Genomic DNA, 19,821 nt, shown 5'->3' on the forward strand with positions numbered 1-19,821 from the left:
CGATGGCAGGGCCGAGGTAACTTTCAGAGCCTGCCGGGCAGATGACATGTCGATCTGCCGTCGATGGAATGGCGGCGGGTTCGGCCCTTCTGCTGTTCGCCGCCGTGCTGGCGGGGGTGCGACGGGACGAAGTGTTCCCGAGCACGGCGCGCGGGGCACCGACGATGCCCCGCCAGCTGCCGCCAAAGCGAAGCTCGAGGCCATCGAAGGCAAGCCCACCGCAACTGTGCCGATCCGCCAAAGGCAACGGTGACTCAGCCGAGGATCTGCGGATTCAACTGCCACACGGCGTAGTTCAGCGCCGAAGCGAAGCTGACCCAGCCCAGGTACGGCAGCAGCAAGGCGCCGGCCAGGGGGCGCACGCGCCAGAAGCCGATCACGGTGGCACCGATCAGCAGCCACAGCAGCACGATGTCGGCGAACGCCAAGGCGCCGCGGTGCCAGCCGAAGAACAGCCAGCTCCACAGCGCATTGATCGCCAGCTGGAGCACGAACAGTGCGAGCACGTCGCGCTGGCGGCGCCCGTCGCCTTCGCGCCAGACCAGCCAGGCGGCGATACCCATCAGCGCGTACAGCAGCGACCACACCGGGCCGAACACCGCCGAGGGTGGCGCCCAGGTTGGTTGCGCCAGCTGCCGGTAGAAGGCGGCCGCCTGTATCGAGGCGATCGAGCCGATCGTGGCGGCGGAGAAGCTGAGCAGCAGCCAGCCGATCAGTCCGATGATCTGTTTCATGCCTGACATGATGTCTCCCGGTGATGTGGTCGGATACGCAAGCGGTGGCCTGCCGGATCCGTTTCTTCGCACGCGCCGGGGAGAGGCCACGTGAAGCCCGGCGATCTTGCCGGCGCATGCATCCGCCGCGGGGGTTCCTGCGTATCTTTCATTGAACCGCTGACAGGTATGTTTCCATGGTCAACCCCGATCCACTCGTGATTGCACCGCCTGACCGGGTCGATGCCTCGACTGTTGGCGGGGCCGGTCGCACCCGCCTCCGTTGGTCCTGGCCGGTGCGCACCGCAAGGCGCTGGTTCGATACCAGCGCGGTGGTGGAAGTGGACGAGGCGCGCGAGGATCGCATCGACTGGCTGCGCGCGGCGCCGTTCGTGGCGATGCACCTCGCTTGCCTCGGCGTGATCTGGGTCGGCGTGTCGCCGGTGGCGCTGGCCGTGGCGGTGGCGCTGTACGCGCTGCGCATGTTCGCGCTCACCGGCTTCTATCACCGCTACTTCTCGCATCGCACGTTCCAGACCTCGCGCGCGGTGCAGTTCGTATTCGCCACCATCGGCGCCTCCTGCGTGCAGCGCGGGCCGCTGTGGTGGGCGGCGCATCATCGCCATCATCATCGCGTCACCGACACGCCGGCCGATCCGCATTCGCCGGGCGTGCACGGCTTCCTGTGGAGCCACGTCGGCTGGTTCCTCACCCCGCGCAATTTCCGCACCGACCTGGCGCGGGTGCCGGATCTGGCGAAGTATCCCGAGCTGCGCTGGCTGGACCGCTTCGACATCGTGATCCCGTTGCTGCTCGCCATCGGCATGTATGCGCTGGGCGCGCTGCTGCAGCATGTGGCGCCGCAGCTGGGTACCTCGGGCGGGCAGATGCTGGTGTGGGGGTTCTTCGTCTCCACCATCGTGCTGTTCCACGCCACCGTGACGATCAACTCGCTGGCGCATCGCTACGGCAGGCGCCGTTTCGAGACGAAGGACGACAGCCGCAACAACCTGTGGCTGGCCCTGCTTACGTTCGGCGAGGGCTGGCACAACAACCATCACTTCTTCCCCGGCTCCAGCCGCCAGGGTTTCCGCTGGTGGGAAGTGGACCTGACCTGGTACGGCCTGAAACTGATGGCGATGCTGGGCCTGGTGCGTGGACTGAAGCCGGTACCCGCCTGGGTGCTGGCCAGGGCGAGGAGCTAGGCCATGCGCATCGCCGTGGTGGGATCGGGCATCGCGGGGCTGGCCTCCGCGTGGCTGCTGTCGCGCAAGCATGAGGTGACCCTGTTCGAGGCGAACGACTATCTCGGCGGGCACACGCATACGCATGAGGTGCAACAGGCCGGCCAGCGCTACCGCATCGACAGCGGCTTCATCGTGCACAACCCGGCGCACTACCCGCTGCTGACGCAGATGTTCGCGCAGCTGGGCGTGGCCTCGCAGCCGACCACGATGAGCTTCTCGGTGCACAGCGAGGCGAGCGGGCTGGAGTACAACGCGGCCACGCTGGACACGCTGTTCTGCCAGCGCCGCAACCTGCTGTCGCCGCGTTTCCTAGGCATGGTGCGCGACCTGGCCCGCTTCTATCGCGAGGCGCCGGCGCTGCTGTCGCAGCGTGATGACACGACCACGCTGGGCGCCTATCTGGAGCAGCACCGCTACGGCGCGGCGTTCCGCGACGAGCACCTGATCCCGATGGCGTCGGCGCTGTGGTCGTCGCCGCCCACGCAGATCCTGCAGTTCCCGGCGCGCTACCTGGTGCAGTTCATGGCCAACCACCAGATGCTGCAGCTCGGCGACCGTCCGCAGTGGCGCGTGGTGAAGGGCGGCTCGTCGACCTACGTGGCGGCGCTGCGCGCGCACTGGCCGGTGCGCGAGCGGCTGAACTGCCCGGTATTCTCGATTCGCCGCCACTACGACCGGGTCGAAGTGGACAGCGTCGCCGGCATCGGGCATTTCGACCAGGTCGTGCTGGCCTGCCACAGCGACCAGGCATTGCGTCTGCTGGACGACCCCAGCGAGCGCGAGCGGTCGATCCTCGGCGCGATGACCTACCAGGCCAACGACACCGTGCTGCACACCGACGCCCGCGTGCTGCCGCGCCGGCGCAAGGCGTGGGCGGCGTGGAACGCCTGGCTGCCGCGCGATCCCGAAGCCCCCTGCACGGTCAGCTACTGCATGAACCTGCTGCAGGGCATCGACTCACCCGAACCGTTCGTGGTCACGCTCAATCGTGCCGACGCGATCGACCCGGACAAGCTGCTGGCGCGCATGCGCTACCAGCATCCGGTCTACACCCAGGCCGCGGTCAACGCGCAGGCGCGCAAGGCCGAGATCCAGGGCTGGCGCCGCACCTGGTTTGCCGGCGCGTACTGGGGCTGGGGCTTCCACGAGGACGGCATGCGTAGCGCGGTCGAAGTTGCCGCCGCGCTTGGCGCGCACTGGCCGCCGCACGCCGAACCGATGCCGGCAACGACGGCGCGCGAAACGGAGCTGGTGGCGTGACGGCGCAAACCGCCAGCACGAAGTGGCAGCCGTGCAGCGCGGTGTATGAAGGCGTGGTGCGCCATCGCCGCCACGCGCCGCACCCGCACGCGTTCACCTATCGCATGGCCCAGCTGTATCTGGATCTGGACGAGGTCGAACAGGTGTTCACCCGGCGCTGGCTATGGTCGACCACGCACGGCAACGTGGCGCAGTTCCGCCGCAGCGACTATCTCGGCCCCGCCGACGTGCCGCTGGCCGAAGCGGTGCGCCGCCGCGTGGAGCAGGCCACCGGCCAGCGCCCGGTCGGACCGGTGCGCCTGCTCACCCACCTGCGCTACTTCGGCCTGGTGTTCAACCCGGTCAGCTTCTACTACTGCTACGCCCCGGACGGCGAAACCCTGGTGGCGGTGCTGGCCGAGATCACCAACACGCCATGGAAGGAACGCCACGCCTACGTGCTGCCGATCGAGCACGCGCGCATCCACGGCCGCGCGCTGCACTGGGCATTCGCCAAGACCTTCCATGTGTCGCCGTTCATGCCGATGGATTGCACCTATGACTGGCGTTTCACCGTGCCCGGCGACGACCTGCGCGTGCACATGAACGTGCTGCGCGAAGGCGCACGCACGTTCGACGCCACGCTGAACCTCACGCGCCGGCCGCTCGGCGGCGCGTCGCTGGCGCGCGTGCTGTGGCGTTACCCGCTGATGACCGCGCAGGTGGTCGGCGCCATCCACTGGCAGGCGCTGCGGCTGTGGCTGAAGCGCAATCCGGTGCATGACCACCCTTCGCTGCATTCCCGTGATTCTGTGTGAAGACATTCCCGAGACCTGACATGAACGACATCGCCACCACCCTTGCGGGTGAAAACGCACCCTTCGGCGCCATCGACAGCTTCCTGCGCCAGCGACTGCTCGACCGGCTGAACGGCCTGCGCCACGGCCGGCTGGTGCTCCAGGACGCCTGCGGCACGGTCGAGCTGGGCGACCCGGCCAGTGCGCATCCCGACCTGCAGATCCAGCTGCGGGTGCTGGACGCCGAGTTCTATCGCGCGGTGGCGCGCAACGGCAGCGTCGGCGCCGGCGAGTCGTACATGGACGGCCACTGGCGGTGCGACGATCTGGTGGGGCTGATCCAGCTGCTGCTGCACAACCGCGACCTGCTCGACGGGATGGAAAGCGGGCTGGCCCGCCTCGGCGGCATGGCGATGCGCGCCTGGCACGCGCTGCGCCGGAACACCCGCGACGGCAGCCGGCGCAACATCGCGGCGCACTACGACCTCGGCAACGACTTCTTCGGCCTGTTCCTGTCGCGCGACCTGATGTATTCGTCGGCGCTCTGGACCGACCCGACCGACACGCTGGAGACCGCTTCGGCACGCAAGCTCGAGCGGATCTGCCGCAAGCTGGACCTGCAGCCGACCGACCGGGTGATCGAGATCGGCACCGGCTGGGGCGGCTTCGCGCTGTACGCGGCCACCCATTACGGTTGCCATGTCACCACCACCACGATCTCGCGCGAGCAGCATGCGCTGGCCAGCGCGCGCATCGCGGCCGCGGGCCTGGGTGATCGCGTCACCTTGCTGCTCAAGGACTACCGCGACCTCGACGGCCAGTACGACAAGCTGGTCTCGATCGAGATGGTCGAGGCGATCGGCGCGGCCTACCTGGACGTCTATTTCGAAAAGCTGGGCCGCCTGCTGAAACCGGACGGCCTGGCCCTGCTGCAGGCGATCACCATCGAGGATCACCGCTACGCGCAGGCCTTGAAATCGGTCGACTTCATCAAGCGCCACGTGTTTCCCGGCAGCTTCATCCCCTCGATCAACGCGCTGCTGGCGGCGAAGACCCGCGCCAGCGACCTGGCGCTGACCCGGCTGGAGGACTTCGGCAGCTCCTACGCGCTGACCCTGCAAGCCTGGCGCGAACGCTTCATGGCGAAACTGCCGCAGGTGCGCGCGCAAGGCTTCGACGAGCGCTTCATCCGGATGTGGGAGTTCTACCTGGCGTATTGCGAGGGCGGCTTCCGCGAGCGCTCGATCGGCGTGGCGCATCTGCTGCTGGCCAAGCCCGGCCACCGCCGCGCCGCCGTGCTGCCCGGGCTGACCGCCGGCGCGGAGTTGCCGGCATGAGTTTCTGGCCCAGCCTGATCGGCTACCAGGCGGTGTGGTTTGCCGCGGTGATCGGTGCCGGCCACGGCACGGCCTGGCCGGGCGTGCTCGGCATGCTGGTCTACGCGTTGGCGCAGTTGGCCCTGGCGCGGAATATCCGCGTCGATCTCAGTCTGATGGCGGCCGCACTGGTGCTCGGTTTCCTGCTCGACGGCGGGCTGATCCGCAGCGGTCTGACCCGCTATGCCGCCGGCTGGCCGAACCCGGCGCTGGCGCCAGCGTGGATTCTGGCGTTGTGGATCACCTTCGCGCTGACCTTCACCCAATCGCTGCGATACCTGCAGACGCGGCTGTGGCTGGCCGCGCTGCTGGGGCTGGTCGGCGGCCCGCTGGCCTATCTGGGCGCAGCGCGCGGCTGGCAGGTGGTGAGCTTCGCCGAGCCGGCCTGGCGCGGCCTGCTGGCGCTTGCCGCCGGCTGGGCGCTGGCGACCCCCGCGCTGGCCTGGCTGGCGCGGCGCGTCTCGGCGTCGTCGCGCACGACCACTCCGTCCCACCCGGCACGAGGACATGCCGCATGATTGCCTGCTGGCAACTGCTGATCGTGTGGACGCTCGCGGCGGCCATGATGAGTCTGGGCTGGCGCTGGCAGCGCACCCGCGCCAATGCGGGCATCGTCGACGTGCTGTGGGCCGCCGGCGTGGGCGGCAGCGCCGTGCTGCTGGCCATCCTCGGCAGCGGCGCACCGTGGACGCGACTGCTGCTGGCCGTGCTCGGCGGCCTGTGGGGCAGCCGTCTGGCCGTCCATTTGTGGCGACGGGTGCGCGGCGAGCCGGAGGACGGCCGCTACCGCAGCCTGCGCGCGCACTGGCACGGCAGCCAGTGGAAGTTCTTCGCCTTCTTCCAGTTCCAGGCCGTGCTGATCGTGTTGTTCGCACTGCCGTTCGTGGCAGTGTCGCGCAACCCGGCAGCCTCCGGCCCGTGGCTGCTCGTCGCCGCCGCGATCTGGCTGCTCGGCGTGGTCGGCGAGGCGATCGCCGACGCGCAGCTGGCGCGTTTTCGCAGCGACCCGGGCAACCAGGGCCATACCTGCCGCCAGGGTTTCTGGCGTTACTCGCGCCATCCGAACTACTTCTTCGAGTGGCTGCACTGGTTCGCCTACGTCGGCCTCGCCATCGGGTCGCCGATCGCCTGGCTGGCTTGGTCCGGTCCGCTGGTGATGTACGTGTTCCTGCGCTGGATCAGCGGCGTGCCGTACACCGAGGCACAGGCCCTGCGCAGCCGCGGCGAGGACTACCGCGAATACCAGCGCACCACCCCGATGCTCATTCCCTGGTTTCCCAGGAGGAACGACCGATGAATACCACCGCCCCCGCCATCACCGAACTGCCGGGCGAGCGCCCGGCGCCGGGCCTGCTGGGCATGGCCGAACGTGGCCACATTCCCGATGCCCTGCTGCGCCGGGGCATCCGCCGGCTGTGCGCGCAGCGCCTGCGCGAAGAGCAGGCCGGCGGCCTCGACGCCCAGGCCGCACGCTACGCCGAGCGCATCGCGATGCTGCGGCACAGCCCGGTGGCGATCCATGCCGACAAGGCCAACGCGCAGCACTACGAACTGCCGCCGGCGTTCTTCGAGCTGTGCCTGGGCAAGCGACTGAAATACTCCGGCTGCCACTACCCGCGCGGCGACGAGTCGCTGGACGAAGCCGAGGAGGCCATGCTGGCCCTGTACGGCGAACGCGCCGAACTGGCCGATGGGCAGACGATCCTGGAGCTGGGCTGCGGCTGGGGTTCGCTGACCCTGTGGATGGCCGAGCGCTATCCGAATGCGCGGATCAAGGCCGTCTCCAATTCCAACCAGCAACGGGAATACATCGAGGCGCAGTGCCACAGCCGCGGGTTGTTCAACGTGCGCGTGCTCACCTGCGACGTGAACCGGCTGGAGCTGGAAGCAGCCCGGTTCGACCGCTGCGTGTCGATCGAGATGTTCGAGCACATGCGCAACTACGAGACCCTGCTGCAGCGCATCGCCGGCTGGCTGCGGCCCGGCGGCAAGCTGTTCGTCCACCTCTTCGCGCACAAGACCGCGATGTACCCGTTCGAGACCGCGGGCGACGACAACTGGATGGGCCGGCATTTCTTCACCGGCGGGCTGATGCCGGCATCGGACACCTTGCTGTGGTTCCAGTCCGCGCTGCACCTCGAGCAGCGCTGGCACGTCGACGGCACGCACTACCGGCGCACCGCCAACCACTGGCTGGCCAACCAGGACGCCCACCGCGAGCGGGTGATGGAAGTACTCGCCGAAGCCTACGGACGCCAGGCGGCGCCGCTGTGGTTCCAGCGCTGGCGCATGTTCTGGATGTCCTGCGCCGAACTGTTCGGCTACGCGGACGGCCAGGAATGGCTGGTGGCGCACTACCGCTTCGCGCGGCCGTGACTCCACGCCCCTCACCACCTTCGCCCGGAGTGACCATGAAACTTTCGAAGAGCCTGCTGATGGCCTGTTCCGTGCTGCTGAGCGCCGGCGCCTGCGCCAGCGAGCTGCCGCCGATCACCCCGGTGGCCCACGTCGACCTGCCCCGCTTCATGGGCAACTGGTACGTGATCGCCAGCATCCCCACCCGCTTCGAGAAAAACGCCTACGACGCGCTGGAGGTCTACACACTCAAGCCCGATGGCGACGTCGCCACTTCGTTCCATTTCCGCGAAGGCAGCTTCGACGGCGAGAAGAAGGACATCCACTCCACCGGCATCGTCAAGCCCGGCAGCGGCAATGCGGTATGGGGCGTGCAGGTGTTCTGGCCGCTGAAGGCGCAGTACATCGTGGCCTGGCTCAAGGACGACTACAGCCAGGTCATCGTGGCCCGCGATGCGCGCGACTACACCTGGGTGATGGCGCGCACGCCCACCATTCCGCAGGCCGACTACGACGCGTTGCTGGCCCGGGTGCAGGCGCTGGGCTATCCGATGAACAAGGTGCGCAAGGTACCCCAGCAAGCCCGGCAATGACCGAACAACCCGCCGCGCCCGCCAGGGACCCCCGCCGACGCAGGGCTTCTTGGTTCCGGCGAAGGTCCGATCTCGTGGGCGCGCCGCGCCCTACGATAAACTCCCACGCTCGCGGGCCTACAGCTCAATGGTTAAGGCCGCCATGCGGATAGTGGTCCGCGACGGGTTGCAACGGCACGCCTTGCATCCCTATTCGCAACGGAGTGACACGATATGAACGACGACCGTATCCAGGGCAACTGGAAGCAGCTGACCGGCAAGATCAAGGCCAAGTGGGCGACCTGACCGACGACGACCTGACCCGGGCCGAGGGCAATACCGAATACCTGGTCGGCAAGGTGCAGGAGCGTTACGGCATCGCGCGCGACGGGGCGCAGCGCCAGGTGATGGAGTTCGAACGCACGCTGTAAGTGCCGCGCCCGATCGCATAGGGCCGGCAGCCTCGTCTCGGCCCTGCCGCGTTCAGTCTTTTCGCGTCAGCAGCGGCACCCTGCGAGCCTTCTTAGCGTTCGCAGTCGCGGGACGGCGCGGGCGCCGCGGAGCCGGCGCGTGGCACTGTCAATTTGCTACTAATTCCGCTATTAATTAGTAGCAAATTGACAGGTGCCCCATGAAACTCCCCATGCCACCCCCGGCGCTCGGCGACCTGTTCGAGCGTTCCGACGTCCGCAAGATACTTCTCGGCAAGCTTGGCCCCGAGGTCAAGGGACGATACGAGCACTGGGATCAGCTACGCCATCTCACGCCACCCGAGAACCTGACGCCGGAAGAATGGTGGCTGGGAATCAAGATGGCGCGCCGCGGGCTGCGCCAGGAAATGCCGTTGAAGGACAAGGCAGGCAACCCGTTTACCGTCGTTCTGAGCGACAGCATCCAGCGAAACCTGTTCCTGATCGGCCGTGATGCCGCCGGCGCGCTTCGTGGCCAGGAGGCCTCCCAATCGGAAGTCACCCGCGAACACTACCTCGTTCGATCCCTGATGGAAGAAGCGATGACTTCGTCGCAGCTTGAAGGAGCTGCCACGACCACCCAAGTCGCAAAAGACATGCTTCGCAGCGGGCGAGAGCCGCGGGATTACGGCGAACGCATGATCTACAACAACTACCTGGCCATGCGCGAACTGAAAGCATGGAGTCAGCGGCCGCTGACTCCTGCGGCGGTGTTCGAGATCCACCGCGAGCTGACCGATGGAACGCTCGACGACGAGGGATGCGCGGGAAGGTTCCGGTTGCCCTCGGAAGACATCGTCATCGAGGACGAGACCGGTCGCGTTCTCCGCGTGCCTCCACCGGCACGGGAACTCGAGCAGCGCCTGCAGTCCCTTTGCGACTTCGCCAACCAGTCGGACGACAGCGAGCACTTCGTGCATCCGGTGGTCAGGGCGATCCTGATCCACTTCCAGATCGGCTACGACCATCCGTTCGTCGACGGAAACGGCAGGACCGCCAGGACGTTGTTTTACTGGTCGCTGCTGAGATCGGGTTTCTGGATGGCCGAGTATCTATCGATATCGAGCATACTGAAGCGAGCCCCCGCTCAATACATGCGGTCATACCTGTATACGGAGACTGACGAGGGGGACACCACCTATTTCGTGGCTCACCAGCTGACCGCCATTCTCGAAGCCATCGACGGCGTTCATCGCTACATCACGCGAAAACAGAATGAACAGGCAGCCGCCGCGGCGCTGCTCAAACCCGGCAGCCCGTGGGCTCACCAGATCAATCACAGGCAAAGAGCGCTCCTTCTGAACGCCCTCAAGAACCCGGGAAAGGTCTTCACCATCGAAATGCACCGCAGAAGCCACGGCACGTCATACCAGACCGCCAGGGCCGACCTGCTTGCCCTGGTGGCCGAAGGGTTCCTGCGCCAATCCCGCGAAGGGAAGGCCTTCGTGTTCGTTCCGGTGCCCGATCTCGAAAAACGATTGCATGCATGACCACGGCTTGGCCTCATCACACGCGGGATCGCGCGTGACGAGGCCAGGCGACAGGGTGTTCTAGCGGATACGGCAGGCGGTTCGCCGTGGCATCGGATCGCCGGGCCGGCCCGTTCGCCTCGGTCCGGCTCCGTAAGCGCTCTCGCCCAATCAGTCCCGCGACGTCAGCTGCGGCACCTCCTGCGAGCCTTCCTCGCGGTCGCGGTACAGCGCGGCGCGCACCAGCAGCATCAGGGTGATCGGCGTGGTCAGGGCGAGGAACACGCCGATCAGGATCTCGTAGACGATCGGCCGGCCGTGCAGCACCGAGAAGCAGGTGATCGAGCCGGCCAGCATGAAGAACGTGCCCAGCGTGGTGCCCAGGGTCGGCGCGTGCACGCGCTGGTAGAAATTCTTCAGGCGCAGCAGGCCGAGCGAGCCGACGAAGGCGAGCAGCGCGCCGAGCAGCATGAGGACCGCGACCAGGATCGCCGCCCACGGCGGCAGAGCGTCGAGATGGCTCATTCGATCACCTGCCCGCGCATCAGGAATTTCGACAGCGCCACCGTGCCGGCGAAGCCGAGCAGCGCGATGATCAGGCCGGCCTCGACGTAGAGCAGGCTGCCGCTGCGGATGCCGATGGTGAGCAGCAGGATCATCGCGTTGACGTACAGCGCGTCCAGGGCCAGCACGCGGTCCTGCGCGCGCGGCCCGCGCACCATGCGGATGATCGAGAAGCTCATCGCCAGCAGCAGCAGGATCTGCGCGAGGACGATGGCGGCACCGAGCAGGCTGTGGCTCATTGGAAGATCTCCAGCAGGGGGCGCTCGTAGCGCTGCTTGATCGAGTCGATCCAGATCGCCTCGTCGACCAGGTCCAGCACGTGGATCAGCAGGATGTTCGCGCTGGAGTCGTAGCTGACCCAGATCGTGCCCGGCGTGGAGGTGATGATGCACGCCAGCACGGCGAGGCCGTAATGGTCGGTGAGGGCCAGCGGGATCGCCACGAAGCCGGAGCGCGTGCGGCTGTCGCGGCGCAGGATGAGCCGGGCCACCGCGAGGTTCGAGCGGAAGATGTCCAGCACCACGCGCAGGAACAACCGGCCGAGCAGCGGATAGTGGCGCAGCCGCGCCTTCGGCGGGCGCAGCAGGCCGAACACCTTCGCCAGCGCGACGCCCAGCAGCGCGCCGAGCAGGATCGTGCCCGGCGCCACGCTCTGCTGCAGCAGCAGCCAGACCGCCAGCAGCAGCGCGGACAGGATCGGGTACGGCAGCCAGCGCCGGATCATGGTGCGGCCTCCGCCGGCGGCAGCACCGCGTGGATGTAGCCGGCCGGCGCATGCAGCTGGCCGGCGGTGTCGCGCAGGTAGCGCAGCGGCCGCTCGGCCAGCACGGTGAGCAGCAGGCACAGGCCGAGCAGGATCGCGATGGAGGCGCTCTCGACCAGGCGCACCTTGGGGAAGATCCGCTCCGGCTCGACCCAGAAGATCTGGATGCCGGCGCGGCACAACGCGATCACCGTGCAGAAACCGGCCACGACGACCAGCGCGAACAGCACGCCCGCGCCGGACCGCGCGCCGCCGTCGAGCATCGGCGCCAGCAGCGCGAACTTGGCCAGGAAGCCGGACAGCGGCGGCAGCCCCGCCAGCAGCAGCGCGCAGGCAAGGAAGCTCACGCCCAGCATCGCGATCGGCGCGGCGATCACCACCCGGCGCTCGTCCTCCTGCACGTACAGGCCCTCGTTCGCCGCGGTTTCGCCCGCCTGCTCGTACGGCTCCAGGCTCAGCGTGTCGTCGGTCTCGTCATCACCGTCGGAGGCGAGCAGGCCGACGACCAGGAACAATGCGGCGATCGCCAGCGTGGAGATCACCAGGTAGGCCAGCGCGCCGGCGGTCACTGCCGGCTGCTGCAGGCCGATCGCGCCGAGCAGGGTGCCGGAGGAGATCAGCACGTTGTAGCCGGCCAGCTTGGCCAGGTCGCGCGCGCCGAGCATGCCGATGGTGCCGGCGACCACCGTGGCCACCCCGCCCCACAGCATCCAGCCGCTGCCGAAGTGGGCCGAGGCCGGCCCGGCGCCGTCGCCGAACAGCAGCAGGCCCAGCCGCAGCAGCACGTAGACGCCGACCTTGGTCATCAGCGCGAACATCGCCGCCACCGCCGGCGACGCGGCGGCGTAGGTACGCGGCAGCCAGAAGCCCAGCGGCCACATCGCGGTCTTGATCAGGAACGCCACGCCGAGCAGCGCCGCGCCCGCGTGCAGCAGCGCGCGGGTGCGCGCGGGCACGTGCGGAATCAGCTCGGCCAGCGCCGCCATGTTCAGTGTGCCGGTGACGCCGAAAATCAGGCTGACCCCGAGCAGGAACAGCATCGAGGCGGTCAGGTTGACCGCGATGTAGTGCAGCCCCGCGCTGACCCGGCGCGCGCCCGAGCCATGCAGGGCGAGTCCGTAGGATGCCGCCAGCAGTACCTCGAAGAACACGAACAGGTTGAACAGGTCGCCGGTGAGGAACGCGCCGTTCAGGCCCATCAGCAGGAACTGCAGCAGCGGCTGGAAGTGGCCGCCGCGATGCTGCCAGCGGCCCAGCGCGTAGGGCAGCACGGCCAGCGCCAGCACGGTGGTCAGCAGCACCATCAGCGCGGAGAGCCGGTCGGCCACCAGCACGATGCCGAAGCGCGCCGGCCAGTCGCCGATGCGGTACACCGCCGCCAGCGCGCCGTCGGCGGACACCGTCCGCATCAGCGCGGCGGCCAGCAGCACCAGCGCCACGCACGCGCCGATGCTCAGCGCCAGCACCGTGCGCCGGTGCCTCTCGCCGACCAGCAACTGCAGCGCGGCGACCAGCAGCGGCAGCACGATCGGCGCGATGATCAGCTGGTTGCTCACGGCGTGCCGTCCTCGCCGTCGACGTGGTCGTTGCCGGTCAACCCGCGCGAAGTCAGCAGCACCACCAGGAATAGCGCGGTGGTGGCAAAACCAATGACGATCGCGGTGAGCACCAGCGCCTGTGGCAGCGGGTCGGCGTACTGCGCGATGTCGCCGCCGTGCAGCACCGGGTCGGCGCCGGTGCGCAGGCCGCCGATCGAGAAGATGAACAGATTCACCGCGTAGGAGATCAGGGTCAGCCCGATGATCACCTGGAACGTGCGCGGGCGCAGCAGCAGCCACACGCCGGAGGCGGCGAGGATACCGATCGCGGCGGCCAGCACCAGTTCCATCAGCGCGGCCCTCCCGTCTCGGCCGCCGACAGCTGGCGTGGCCGGCGCAAGGACTGGTGCGCCAGCGCGATCAGCAGCAGCACGGTGGCGCCGACCACCACGGCGAACACGCCCAGGTCGAACAGCAGCGCCGTGGCCAGCGGCACGCGGCCCAGCCACGGCAGCTCCAGGTACTGGAAATGGCTGGTCATGAATGGACGGCCAAACGCCAGCGAGCCCAGCCCGGTGCCCACCGCCAGCAGCAGGCCGGCGCCGATCCAGCGCAGCGGCAGCACGCGCAGCTGCGCCTCCACCCAGCGCGCGCCGCGCGCCATGTACAGCAGGATCAGCGCCACCGCCACAGTGATGCCGGCGACGAAGCCGCCGCCCGGCAGGTCGTGCCCGCGCAGGAACAGGTGCAGCCCGAACAGCAGGATCACCGGGAACATCAGCTGGATGATCAGGCCCGGGATCATCAGGTAATCGGTCAGCGAATGGTCGACCGCCCGGCTGGGCTGGTCCGCGTCGGGCGCAGCCTGCCGCTGTTGCTGCAGCGGCGCGTGGATGCTCTCGGCGGCCGGGCGGAAGCGGCGCAGCAGGGCGAACACGGTCAGCGCCACGATCGCCAGTACGCTGATCTCGCCCAGCGTGTCGAAGCCGCGGAAGTCGACCAGGATCACGTTGACCACGTTGCGGCCGCCGCCCTCGGTGTACGCGCGTTCGAGGAAGAAGTGCGAGATCGAGTCGGCGACCGGATGCATCATCGCCGCATAGGCGAGGCTGGCCACGCCGAGGCCGACCACGACCGCGATGAACACGTCGCGCCGGCGCCGGAAGCGGTGCGCGCGGCTCTCCGCCGCCAGCCCCTCGATGCGCTTGGGCAGCCAGCGCAGGCCGAGCAGGATCAGGATGGTGGTGACCACCTCGACCAGCAGCTGGGTCGCCGCCAGATCCGGCGCCGACAGCCACACGAAGCTCACGCACGACACCAGCCCGGCGCCGCCGGTGAGCACCAGCGCGGCGAGGCGATGGAACTTGGCCTGGCTCGCCGCGCCGATCGCGCAGGCCGCGCCGAGCAGCCACAGCAGCGCGAACGCCGGGTCGACGCTGGACCAGCGCGGCCGGAAGCCGAACGGCGCGCTGGTCGCGGCCAGCGTGCCGGCGACCAGCGCCAGCAGCACGATCCACAGCAACTGCGACTGCAGCCGACGGCTCGGGTAGCGGCGCTCGATCCGCTGCGGGATGTCCGCGGCGAACACCGCCAGCGCGCGCTCGAAGAGGCGCTTGCCACTGACGCGGCTGGTCAGCGGCGCCGCCTCGATGGCATCGAAACGGCGACGCAGGCTGACGAACAGCAGGCAGCCGGCCACGAACGCAAACACGCTCATCAGCAGCGGCGCGGTCAGCCCGTGCCACACCGCCAGGCTGTAATCCGGCACGTGGGCGGCGCCCAGCACCGCGCTCGCGGCCGCGCGCAACGACGGCCCGATCACCCGCCCCGGCAGCATGCCCACCAGCAGGCAGGCCAGCGCGAGGAAGCCGATCGGGAAGCGCATCCACAGCGGCGGCTCGTGCGGCTGGCGCGGCAGGTCGGCGGGCACGCGGCCGAAGAACACGCCGCGCACGAAGCGGATCGAATAGGTCACGCCGAACGCACTGGCGGCCACCGCGATCACCACCGACACCAGGTCGAGCAACGGGCCCTGGCGGGTGGCCAGCGTCTCGGCGAAGAACATCTCCTTCGACAGGAAACCGTTCAGCAGCGGCACGCCGGCCATCGCCGCGCCGGCGATCAGCGCCAGCGTCGCGGTGACCGGCATGAAGCGGCGCAGCCCGCCGAGCTTGCGCAGGTCGCGCGTGCCGGCCTCGTGGTCGACCGCGCCGGCGGCCATGAACAGCGAGGCCTTGAAGGTGGCGTGGTTGACGATGTGGAAGATCGCGGCGACCACGCCGAGCGCGCTGCCCAGGCCGACCAGCATGGTGATCAGGCCCAGGTGGCTGATCGTCGAATAGGCCAGCACGCCTTTCAGGTCCTGCTCGAACATCGCCGAGTACGCGCCCAGGATCAGCGTCACCAGGCCCACCCCGCCGACGATCCAGAACCATTGGTCGGTGCCGCCCAGCACCGGCCAGAAACGCACCAGCAGGAATACGCCGGCCTTCACCATCGTCGCCGAATGCAGATACGCGGACACCGGCGTCGGCGCCGACATCGCCTGCGGCAGCCAGAAATGGAACGGGAACTGCGCGCTCTTGGTGAACGCGCCGAGCAGGATCAGCAGCAGCGTCGGCGTGTACAGCGCATGCGCGCGCACCGCGTTGCCCGCGGCGAGGATCGCATCGAGGTCGTAGCTGCCCACCACGTGCCCCAGCAGCAGCACGCCGGCGAACAGGCACAGGCCGCCGCCGGAGGTGACGATCAACGCCATCCGCGCGCCGTCGCGCGCCGACGCGCCGTGGTGCCAGTAGCCGATCAGCAGGAACGAGAACAGGCTGGTCAGCTCCCAGAAGAACACCAGCTGGATCACGTTGCCGGACATCACGATGCCCAGCATCGAACCCATGAACGCCAGCAGCAGCGCGAAGAAGCGCGCCAGCGGATCGTCCGGCGACATGTAGTAGCGGGCGTACAGGCCCACCAGCGTGCCGATGCCGCAGATCAGCAGCATGAACAGCCAGCTGAAGCCGTCCACCCGGAACACCAGGTCCAGCCCCAGCCCCGGCACCCACGGGATCACCTGGCGCAGCACGTGGCCGGCGGCAATCGCCGGGTACAGCCACAGGGAAAGCAGCAGACCGAGCAGCGCCGTGGCGGTCATCAGCCACGCCGCCAGGTTGTGGCCGCGACCGCGGCCGCGCAGCAGGAACACCACGACGCTGGCCGCGAACGGAAGGCAGATGATGGCGCTTGGCAGGGCGTTGTCAGGCATCAGTCACTGCGCTCGGTCGAAAGGTTGTCGGTGTCTCCGGCAACCGGGGCGGACACCCCGGCACTTCATGAGCGTTCGCACGCCTCGGCGGATGCAACGCCTGTGCGTACCCTGGCGCGGGCAATCATTGCGATCGCCCGAATGACCTCACACCGCTTCGTTCGATTCTATAGGCCGGCCCGACCGGTCGGCAAACGCACGGCGCAAGGGCGGCCAGCGGGTTTAAGCACTTCGTAAGCGGATGCACGGATAATCTCCCCACGAGTCGCGCCGCCCCGCGGTTCCCGCGATCGAAGGAGTTGTCCGTGCACATCATCCTGGTCGAGGACGATCCCCAGCTCGGCGCGGCGATCCAGCGCGCGCTGGAGCGCCTCGCCTATACCGTCAGCTGGCTGCGCGACGGCCGCGAGGCGCTGCTCGCGCTGCGCGACCAGACCGCCGACCTGATCCTGCTCGACCTCGGCCTGCCCGGCAAGGACGGGCTCGACGTGCTGGTCGAGGCCCGCCGCCTGCACGTCAGGACCCCGGTGCTGGTGATGACCGCGCGCGATACGCTGGACGACCGCGTGCGCGGCCTCGACGCCGGTGCCGACGATTACCTGGTCAAACCCTTCCACCTGGAGGAACTGGCTGCACGCATCCGCTCGCTGACCCGGCGGGCGCAGGGCCTGGCCGCCAACCGCATCGATGCGGGCGCGTTGAGCCTCGACCTGGGCACCTCCGAGGTGAGCTTCCGCGGCGAGCGGGTCGAGCTGACCAAGCGCGAATTCGCCCTGCTGCAGATCCTGATGGAACGCGCCGGCCGGCTGGTGCGCCGCGAGAACCTGGAGAACTCGCTGTACGGCCTCGACAACATGGTCGGCTCCAGCGCGCTGGAGGTGCTGGTGCACACGCTGCGCCGCAAGCTGAGCTTCGACACCATCCAGACCGTGCGCGGCTTCGGCTACATGATCCCGCGGGAGCCGAAATGAGGTTGGCGCGCCTGCTGAAGCCGGCCAGCCTGCATGGCCGGTTGCGCCTGCTGATCATCCTGGTGCTGCTGGCGGTGCTGCTGCCGCTGGGCGTGCTCAGCTTCCATCGCACCATCACCGAGGTGGACGAGCTGTCCGACGGGCGGCTGGCGCAGTCGGCGCGGACGCTGCAGGTGCTGATCGAGCATGCCGACATGCAGGCACTGCAGGGACGCGACGACGTGGACACGCTGGTGCCGATCGAAGCCGGCCGCAGCCACCCGCCGGAGCGGCACCGGAACACCTACGAGTCCGAGGTCGGCTTCCAGGTATTCGACGGTGCCGGGCGCACGCTGCTGGCCACCGCGAACCTCGCCGCCATGCCGCCGCCGACGGCCGGCGACGCGGACTTCCAGGACCTGCAGCAGGGCGGCTACCGCTGGCGCGTGTTCACCCTGCGCGACATCGCCGACGGCATGGTGATCCGCACCGGCGAACGTTACGACAGTCGCCACGACATCATGCACGCGGTGTGGCTGGAGCACAGCCTGCCGCTGCTGATCGGCCTGCCCCTGCTGGCCCTGCTGGTGGGCTGGGCGGTACGGCGCGGATTGCGTCCGCTCGAAGTGCTGACCCGCGCCCTCTCGGCCCGCGAGCCGGGCAGCCATGAGCCGGTGCAGCTGCCCGCTGCGCCGCTGGAATTGCAGCCGGTACTGGCCGCGTTGAACGGCCAGCTGGCGCGACTGGAGGATGCGCTGGAACGCGAACGCCGCTTCAGCGCGGACGTGGCGCACGAACTGCGCACGCCGCTGGCCAGCGCCATGATCAATCTCGAAAGCGCGATGGCCACCACCGATCCGGCCGAGCTGAAGACCGGCCTGGGCAGCGCGCAGCACGGCATCGCCGGGCTGGCGCGCCGGATCGAACAGTTGCTGGCGCTGGCCCGGCTGGAAGCGGGCGCGGCGTCGAGCCAGCGCAGCCGCGTCGACCTGGTCGCCGTAGCGATGGGCGTGATCGAGGAACTGTCGCCGCTGATCGCCGACAGCGGCGTGGAGCTGAGCTTTGCGCGGCTGACGCCGCAAGTGTCCGTGCAGGGTTACGAAGCCGCCCTCGCGGCCCTGCTGCGCAACCTGCTCGAGAACGCGCTGCGTCACGCCTCGGCCGGCGGCCAGGTGCAACTGTCGATCGAACAGGGCGAACACGCCGCGCTGATCGACGTGATCGACGACGGCCCGGGCATCCCGGCCGAACGCCGCGCCAGCGTGTTCGCCCGCTTCCATCGCGAAGCCGTCAGCCACGGCGACGGCTACGGCCTGGGCCTGTCGATCGTGCAGCGCGCGGCGCAGCTGCACGACGCCACCATCGAACTGCTCGACTCGCCTTACGGTAGCGGCCTGCGCGTACGCGTGGCGATTCCGTTGCGGTCCTGAGACCGGCTCAAGGCCGCCCGACGATGAGGATGCCGAAGCTGTCCGGCTCGATCGTGCGGCGGCCGTTGGCCTGCCGGGTGGCGCCCAGCCGCGCTGCGGAGAGGTACAGCCGGTGCAGCTTCGGATCGAGCGCGAGCGTGCGCGCGCTGGCCTGGGTGGGAACGGTCGCGGTCACGCGGTAGTGGTCCGGATCGTCCTCGTGCACCGCGGTGAGCGTGCCGCTCCCGCCATTGGCGCTGTAGATCATCGCCTCGGCCGGATCGAACACCACGCCATCCGGACCATCGCCGATCGGCACCTCGGCCACGCGGTGGCCGTCGAGCGTATCGAGCACGGCCATCGTGCGGTTGTCGCACACCGCGAACAGCCGATGGTGCGGGTTGTCGAGCGCCAGCCCGCTCGGCGATGCGCACGGCGCCAGCGGCCACACCTGCAGCACCTTGTCGCGGAGCGAATCGAGCTGGACCAGCTCGGACTGGTCCTCGATGTTCACGTAGACATGGCCGGCGCCATCGGCCACCGCGAACTCCGGCTTGCCGGGCAGCGCGATGCTGCCGATCACCGCGTTCTTCGCCGGGTCGATCACGCTGGCGCTGGCGCTCCCGCCGTTGAAGGTCAGCACGTGGTGCGAGGCGCCGTCGTACAGGATCGCGTCGGGATTCTGGCCGGTGCCGGCGATCGTCGCCACCGTCTTCAGCGAAGCCAGATCGAACACGGTCACCGAGGCGATCTTGCCGTCGCTGACGAAACCGCGCTGCAGGTCATCGGCCAGCGCGATGCCGTGCACGCCCGCGGTGCCGGCGATCGTGCCGACCTGCTTGCCGGCATCGACGTCGATCACCAGCACGCGGTCGCCGCGGCTGACGAACAGGTGGCGGCTGGGCGCATCGAACGCCAGATAGTCCCAACCGCCCGGGCCACCCAGCGCCAGTCGCGAAAGCAGGCGTGGGGCCGGCGCCGGCGTGGCGGCCGGCGCCGCTTGCGGGAGCATCACCAGCGCCAACAGCGCAGCGGGCAACAGCTTGCGGATCGGTCGTGGCATGGTCGGCACCTTGGATGAAGAGGGACGGCGGCCAGCA

19 protein-coding genes and 1 pseudogene are annotated in these 19,821 nt (G+C 68.8%); 12 read left to right on the forward strand and 8 right to left on the reverse strand.

Annotated elements, in window-relative coordinates:
- Positions 1 to 254 precede the first annotated feature (254 nt).
- Positions 255 to 743 (reverse strand): TspO/MBR family protein, encoded by a 489-nt coding sequence (locus RHOOR92_RS0103995; protein WP_027489655.1) that lies wholly within the window; start codon positions 741 to 743, stop codon positions 255 to 257.
- 266 nt (positions 744 to 1,009) lie between these two features.
- Between RHOOR92_RS0103995 and RHOOR92_RS0104000 the strand changes: the two genes are divergently transcribed.
- From RHOOR92_RS0104000 to RHOOR92_RS0104045, 10 genes and pseudogenes are all read left to right on the forward strand, one after another.
- A complete protein-coding gene (locus RHOOR92_RS0104000) occupies positions 1,010 to 1,918 on the forward strand; it encodes a fatty acid desaturase (protein WP_027489656.1) in 909 nt (302 codons plus the stop codon).
- Between the two features lie 3 nt (positions 1,919 to 1,921).
- Positions 1,922 to 3,220 carry an FAD-dependent oxidoreductase gene (locus RHOOR92_RS0104005; RefSeq protein ID WP_027489657.1) on the forward strand — a complete coding sequence of 433 codons (1,299 nt, stop codon included), beginning with the start codon at positions 1,922 to 1,924 and terminating at the stop codon, positions 3,218 to 3,220.
- Entirely contained in the window at positions 3,217 to 4,017 is an 801-nt protein-coding gene (locus RHOOR92_RS0104010) for a DUF1365 domain-containing protein (RefSeq protein ID WP_051281139.1), read from the forward strand. The genes RHOOR92_RS0104005 and RHOOR92_RS0104010 overlap by 4 nt, the downstream gene beginning before the upstream one ends.
- Before the next feature lie 20 nt (positions 4,018 to 4,037).
- Positions 4,038 to 5,333: a cyclopropane-fatty-acyl-phospholipid synthase family protein gene (locus RHOOR92_RS0104015; RefSeq protein ID WP_027489659.1), complete on the forward strand. Its 1,296-nt coding sequence runs from the start codon at positions 4,038 to 4,040 to the stop codon at positions 5,331 to 5,333.
- The gene (locus tag RHOOR92_RS18505; RefSeq protein ID WP_037114847.1) at positions 5,330 to 5,890 is read left to right on the forward strand and encodes a DUF2878 domain-containing protein; all 561 of its coding nucleotides are present in this window, start codon (positions 5,330 to 5,332) and stop codon (positions 5,888 to 5,890) included. Before RHOOR92_RS0104015 ends, RHOOR92_RS18505 begins: the two co-directional genes overlap by 4 nt.
- Positions 5,887 to 6,669 (forward strand): DUF1295 domain-containing protein, encoded by a 783-nt coding sequence (locus RHOOR92_RS0104025; RefSeq protein ID WP_007508818.1) that lies wholly within the window; start codon positions 5,887 to 5,889, stop codon positions 6,667 to 6,669. The genes RHOOR92_RS18505 and RHOOR92_RS0104025 overlap by 4 nt, the downstream gene beginning before the upstream one ends.
- Positions 6,666 to 7,748, forward strand: coding sequence for a cyclopropane-fatty-acyl-phospholipid synthase family protein (locus RHOOR92_RS0104030; protein WP_007508816.1), 1,083 nt, complete (start codon positions 6,666 to 6,668; stop codon positions 7,746 to 7,748). Before RHOOR92_RS0104025 ends, RHOOR92_RS0104030 begins: the two co-directional genes overlap by 4 nt.
- Before the next feature lie 35 nt (positions 7,749 to 7,783).
- Positions 7,784 to 8,320, forward strand: coding sequence for a lipocalin family protein (locus tag RHOOR92_RS0104035; protein WP_007508814.1), 537 nt, complete (start codon positions 7,784 to 7,786; stop codon positions 8,318 to 8,320).
- A gap of 213 nt (positions 8,321 to 8,533) precedes the next feature.
- Positions 8,534 to 8,730 (forward strand): annotated as a pseudogene (locus RHOOR92_RS18510) (CsbD family protein).
- A 200-nt stretch (positions 8,731 to 8,930) separates the two neighbouring features.
- A complete protein-coding gene (locus RHOOR92_RS0104045) occupies positions 8,931 to 10,259 on the forward strand; it encodes a Fic family protein (protein ID WP_027489661.1) in 1,329 nt (442 codons plus the stop codon).
- A 150-nt stretch (positions 10,260 to 10,409) separates the two neighbouring features.
- On the opposite strand, the gene mnhG is transcribed toward RHOOR92_RS0104045, so the two are convergent.
- Genes mnhG through RHOOR92_RS0104075 form a run of 6 tightly spaced genes read right to left on the reverse strand, consistent with a single transcriptional unit; the run spans position 10,410 to position 16,362 of the window.
- Positions 10,410 to 10,763 carry a monovalent cation/H(+) antiporter subunit G gene (mnhG, locus tag RHOOR92_RS0104050; protein WP_027489662.1) on the reverse strand — a complete coding sequence of 118 codons (354 nt, stop codon included), beginning with the start codon at positions 10,761 to 10,763 and terminating at the stop codon, positions 10,410 to 10,412.
- The gene (locus tag RHOOR92_RS0104055; protein ID WP_027489663.1) at positions 10,760 to 11,041 is read right to left on the reverse strand and encodes a K+/H+ antiporter subunit F; all 282 of its coding nucleotides are present in this window, start codon (positions 11,039 to 11,041) and stop codon (positions 10,760 to 10,762) included. The genes mnhG and RHOOR92_RS0104055 overlap by 4 nt, the downstream gene beginning before the upstream one ends.
- Complete coding sequence (locus tag RHOOR92_RS0104060; RefSeq protein ID WP_027489664.1) at positions 11,038 to 11,526, reverse strand: Na+/H+ antiporter subunit E; 489 nt, start codon at positions 11,524 to 11,526, stop codon at positions 11,038 to 11,040. The genes RHOOR92_RS0104055 and RHOOR92_RS0104060 overlap by 4 nt, the downstream gene beginning before the upstream one ends.
- Complete coding sequence (locus RHOOR92_RS0104065; protein ID WP_027489665.1) at positions 11,523 to 13,121, reverse strand: monovalent cation/H+ antiporter subunit D; 1,599 nt, start codon at positions 13,119 to 13,121, stop codon at positions 11,523 to 11,525. The genes RHOOR92_RS0104060 and RHOOR92_RS0104065 overlap by 4 nt, the downstream gene beginning before the upstream one ends.
- Positions 13,118 to 13,453, reverse strand: coding sequence for a Na+/H+ antiporter subunit C (locus RHOOR92_RS0104070; protein ID WP_015446488.1), 336 nt, complete (start codon positions 13,451 to 13,453; stop codon positions 13,118 to 13,120). Before RHOOR92_RS0104070 ends, RHOOR92_RS0104065 begins: the two co-directional genes overlap by 4 nt.
- The gene (locus RHOOR92_RS0104075; protein ID WP_027489666.1) at positions 13,453 to 16,362 is read right to left on the reverse strand and encodes a monovalent cation/H+ antiporter subunit A; all 2,910 of its coding nucleotides are present in this window, start codon (positions 16,360 to 16,362) and stop codon (positions 13,453 to 13,455) included. Before RHOOR92_RS0104075 ends, RHOOR92_RS0104070 begins: the two co-directional genes overlap by 1 nt.
- A gap of 305 nt (positions 16,363 to 16,667) precedes the next feature.
- On the opposite strand from RHOOR92_RS0104075, the gene RHOOR92_RS0104080 reads away from it, so the two are divergent.
- Positions 16,668 to 17,333, forward strand: coding sequence for a response regulator (locus RHOOR92_RS0104080; RefSeq protein WP_007508797.1), 666 nt, complete (start codon positions 16,668 to 16,670; stop codon positions 17,331 to 17,333).
- Positions 17,330 to 18,742 (forward strand): ATP-binding protein, encoded by a 1,413-nt coding sequence (locus tag RHOOR92_RS0104085; RefSeq protein ID WP_015446487.1) that lies wholly within the window; start codon positions 17,330 to 17,332, stop codon positions 18,740 to 18,742. The genes RHOOR92_RS0104080 and RHOOR92_RS0104085 overlap by 4 nt, the downstream gene beginning before the upstream one ends.
- Before the next feature lie 7 nt (positions 18,743 to 18,749).
- On the opposite strand, the gene RHOOR92_RS0104090 is transcribed toward RHOOR92_RS0104085, so the two are convergent.
- Positions 18,750 to 19,784: a YncE family protein gene (locus RHOOR92_RS0104090; RefSeq protein ID WP_015446486.1), complete on the reverse strand. Its 1,035-nt coding sequence runs from the start codon at positions 19,782 to 19,784 to the stop codon at positions 18,750 to 18,752.
- Positions 19,785 to 19,821: the final 37 nt, after the last annotated feature.

Source organism: Rhodanobacter sp. OR92 (genome assembly GCF_000427545.1).
GTDB classification, from domain to species: domain Bacteria; phylum Pseudomonadota; class Gammaproteobacteria; order Xanthomonadales; family Rhodanobacteraceae; genus Rhodanobacter; species Rhodanobacter denitrificans.

Bases quoted from the DNA above. Each gene is read 5' to 3' on its own strand.
- RHOOR92_RS0103995 (WP_027489655.1), bottom strand. From the start codon at position 743: ATGTCAGGCATGAAACAGATCATCGGACTGATCGGCTGGCTGCTGCTC.
- RHOOR92_RS0104005 (WP_027489657.1), top strand. From the start codon at position 1,922: ATGCGCATCGCCGTGGTGGGATCGGGCATCGCGGGGCTGGCCTCCGCG.
- RHOOR92_RS0104015 (WP_027489659.1), top strand. From the start codon at position 4,038: ATGAACGACATCGCCACCACCCTTGCGGGTGAAAACGCACCCTTCGGC.
- RHOOR92_RS18505 (WP_037114847.1), top strand. From the start codon at position 5,330: ATGAGTTTCTGGCCCAGCCTGATCGGCTACCAGGCGGTGTGGTTTGCC.
- RHOOR92_RS0104025 (WP_007508818.1), top strand. From the start codon at position 5,887: ATGATTGCCTGCTGGCAACTGCTGATCGTGTGGACGCTCGCGGCGGCC.
- RHOOR92_RS0104030 (WP_007508816.1), top strand. From the start codon at position 6,666: ATGAATACCACCGCCCCCGCCATCACCGAACTGCCGGGCGAGCGCCCG.
- RHOOR92_RS0104035 (WP_007508814.1), top strand. From the start codon at position 7,784: ATGAAACTTTCGAAGAGCCTGCTGATGGCCTGTTCCGTGCTGCTGAGC.
- RHOOR92_RS0104045 (WP_027489661.1), top strand. From the start codon at position 8,931: ATGAAACTCCCCATGCCACCCCCGGCGCTCGGCGACCTGTTCGAGCGT.
- mnhG (WP_027489662.1), bottom strand. From the start codon at position 10,763: ATGAGCCATCTCGACGCTCTGCCGCCGTGGGCGGCGATCCTGGTCGCG.
- RHOOR92_RS0104055 (WP_027489663.1), bottom strand. From the start codon at position 11,041: ATGAGCCACAGCCTGCTCGGTGCCGCCATCGTCCTCGCGCAGATCCTG.
- RHOOR92_RS0104060 (WP_027489664.1), bottom strand. From the start codon at position 11,526: ATGATCCGGCGCTGGCTGCCGTACCCGATCCTGTCCGCGCTGCTGCTG.
- RHOOR92_RS0104070 (WP_015446488.1), bottom strand. From the start codon at position 13,453: ATGGAACTGGTGCTGGCCGCCGCGATCGGTATCCTCGCCGCCTCCGGC.
- RHOOR92_RS0104075 (WP_027489666.1), bottom strand. From the start codon at position 16,362: ATGCCTGACAACGCCCTGCCAAGCGCCATCATCTGCCTTCCGTTCGCG.
- RHOOR92_RS0104085 (WP_015446487.1), top strand. From the start codon at position 17,330: ATGAGGTTGGCGCGCCTGCTGAAGCCGGCCAGCCTGCATGGCCGGTTG.
- RHOOR92_RS0104090 (WP_015446486.1), bottom strand. From the start codon at position 19,784: ATGCCACGACCGATCCGCAAGCTGTTGCCCGCTGCGCTGTTGGCGCTG.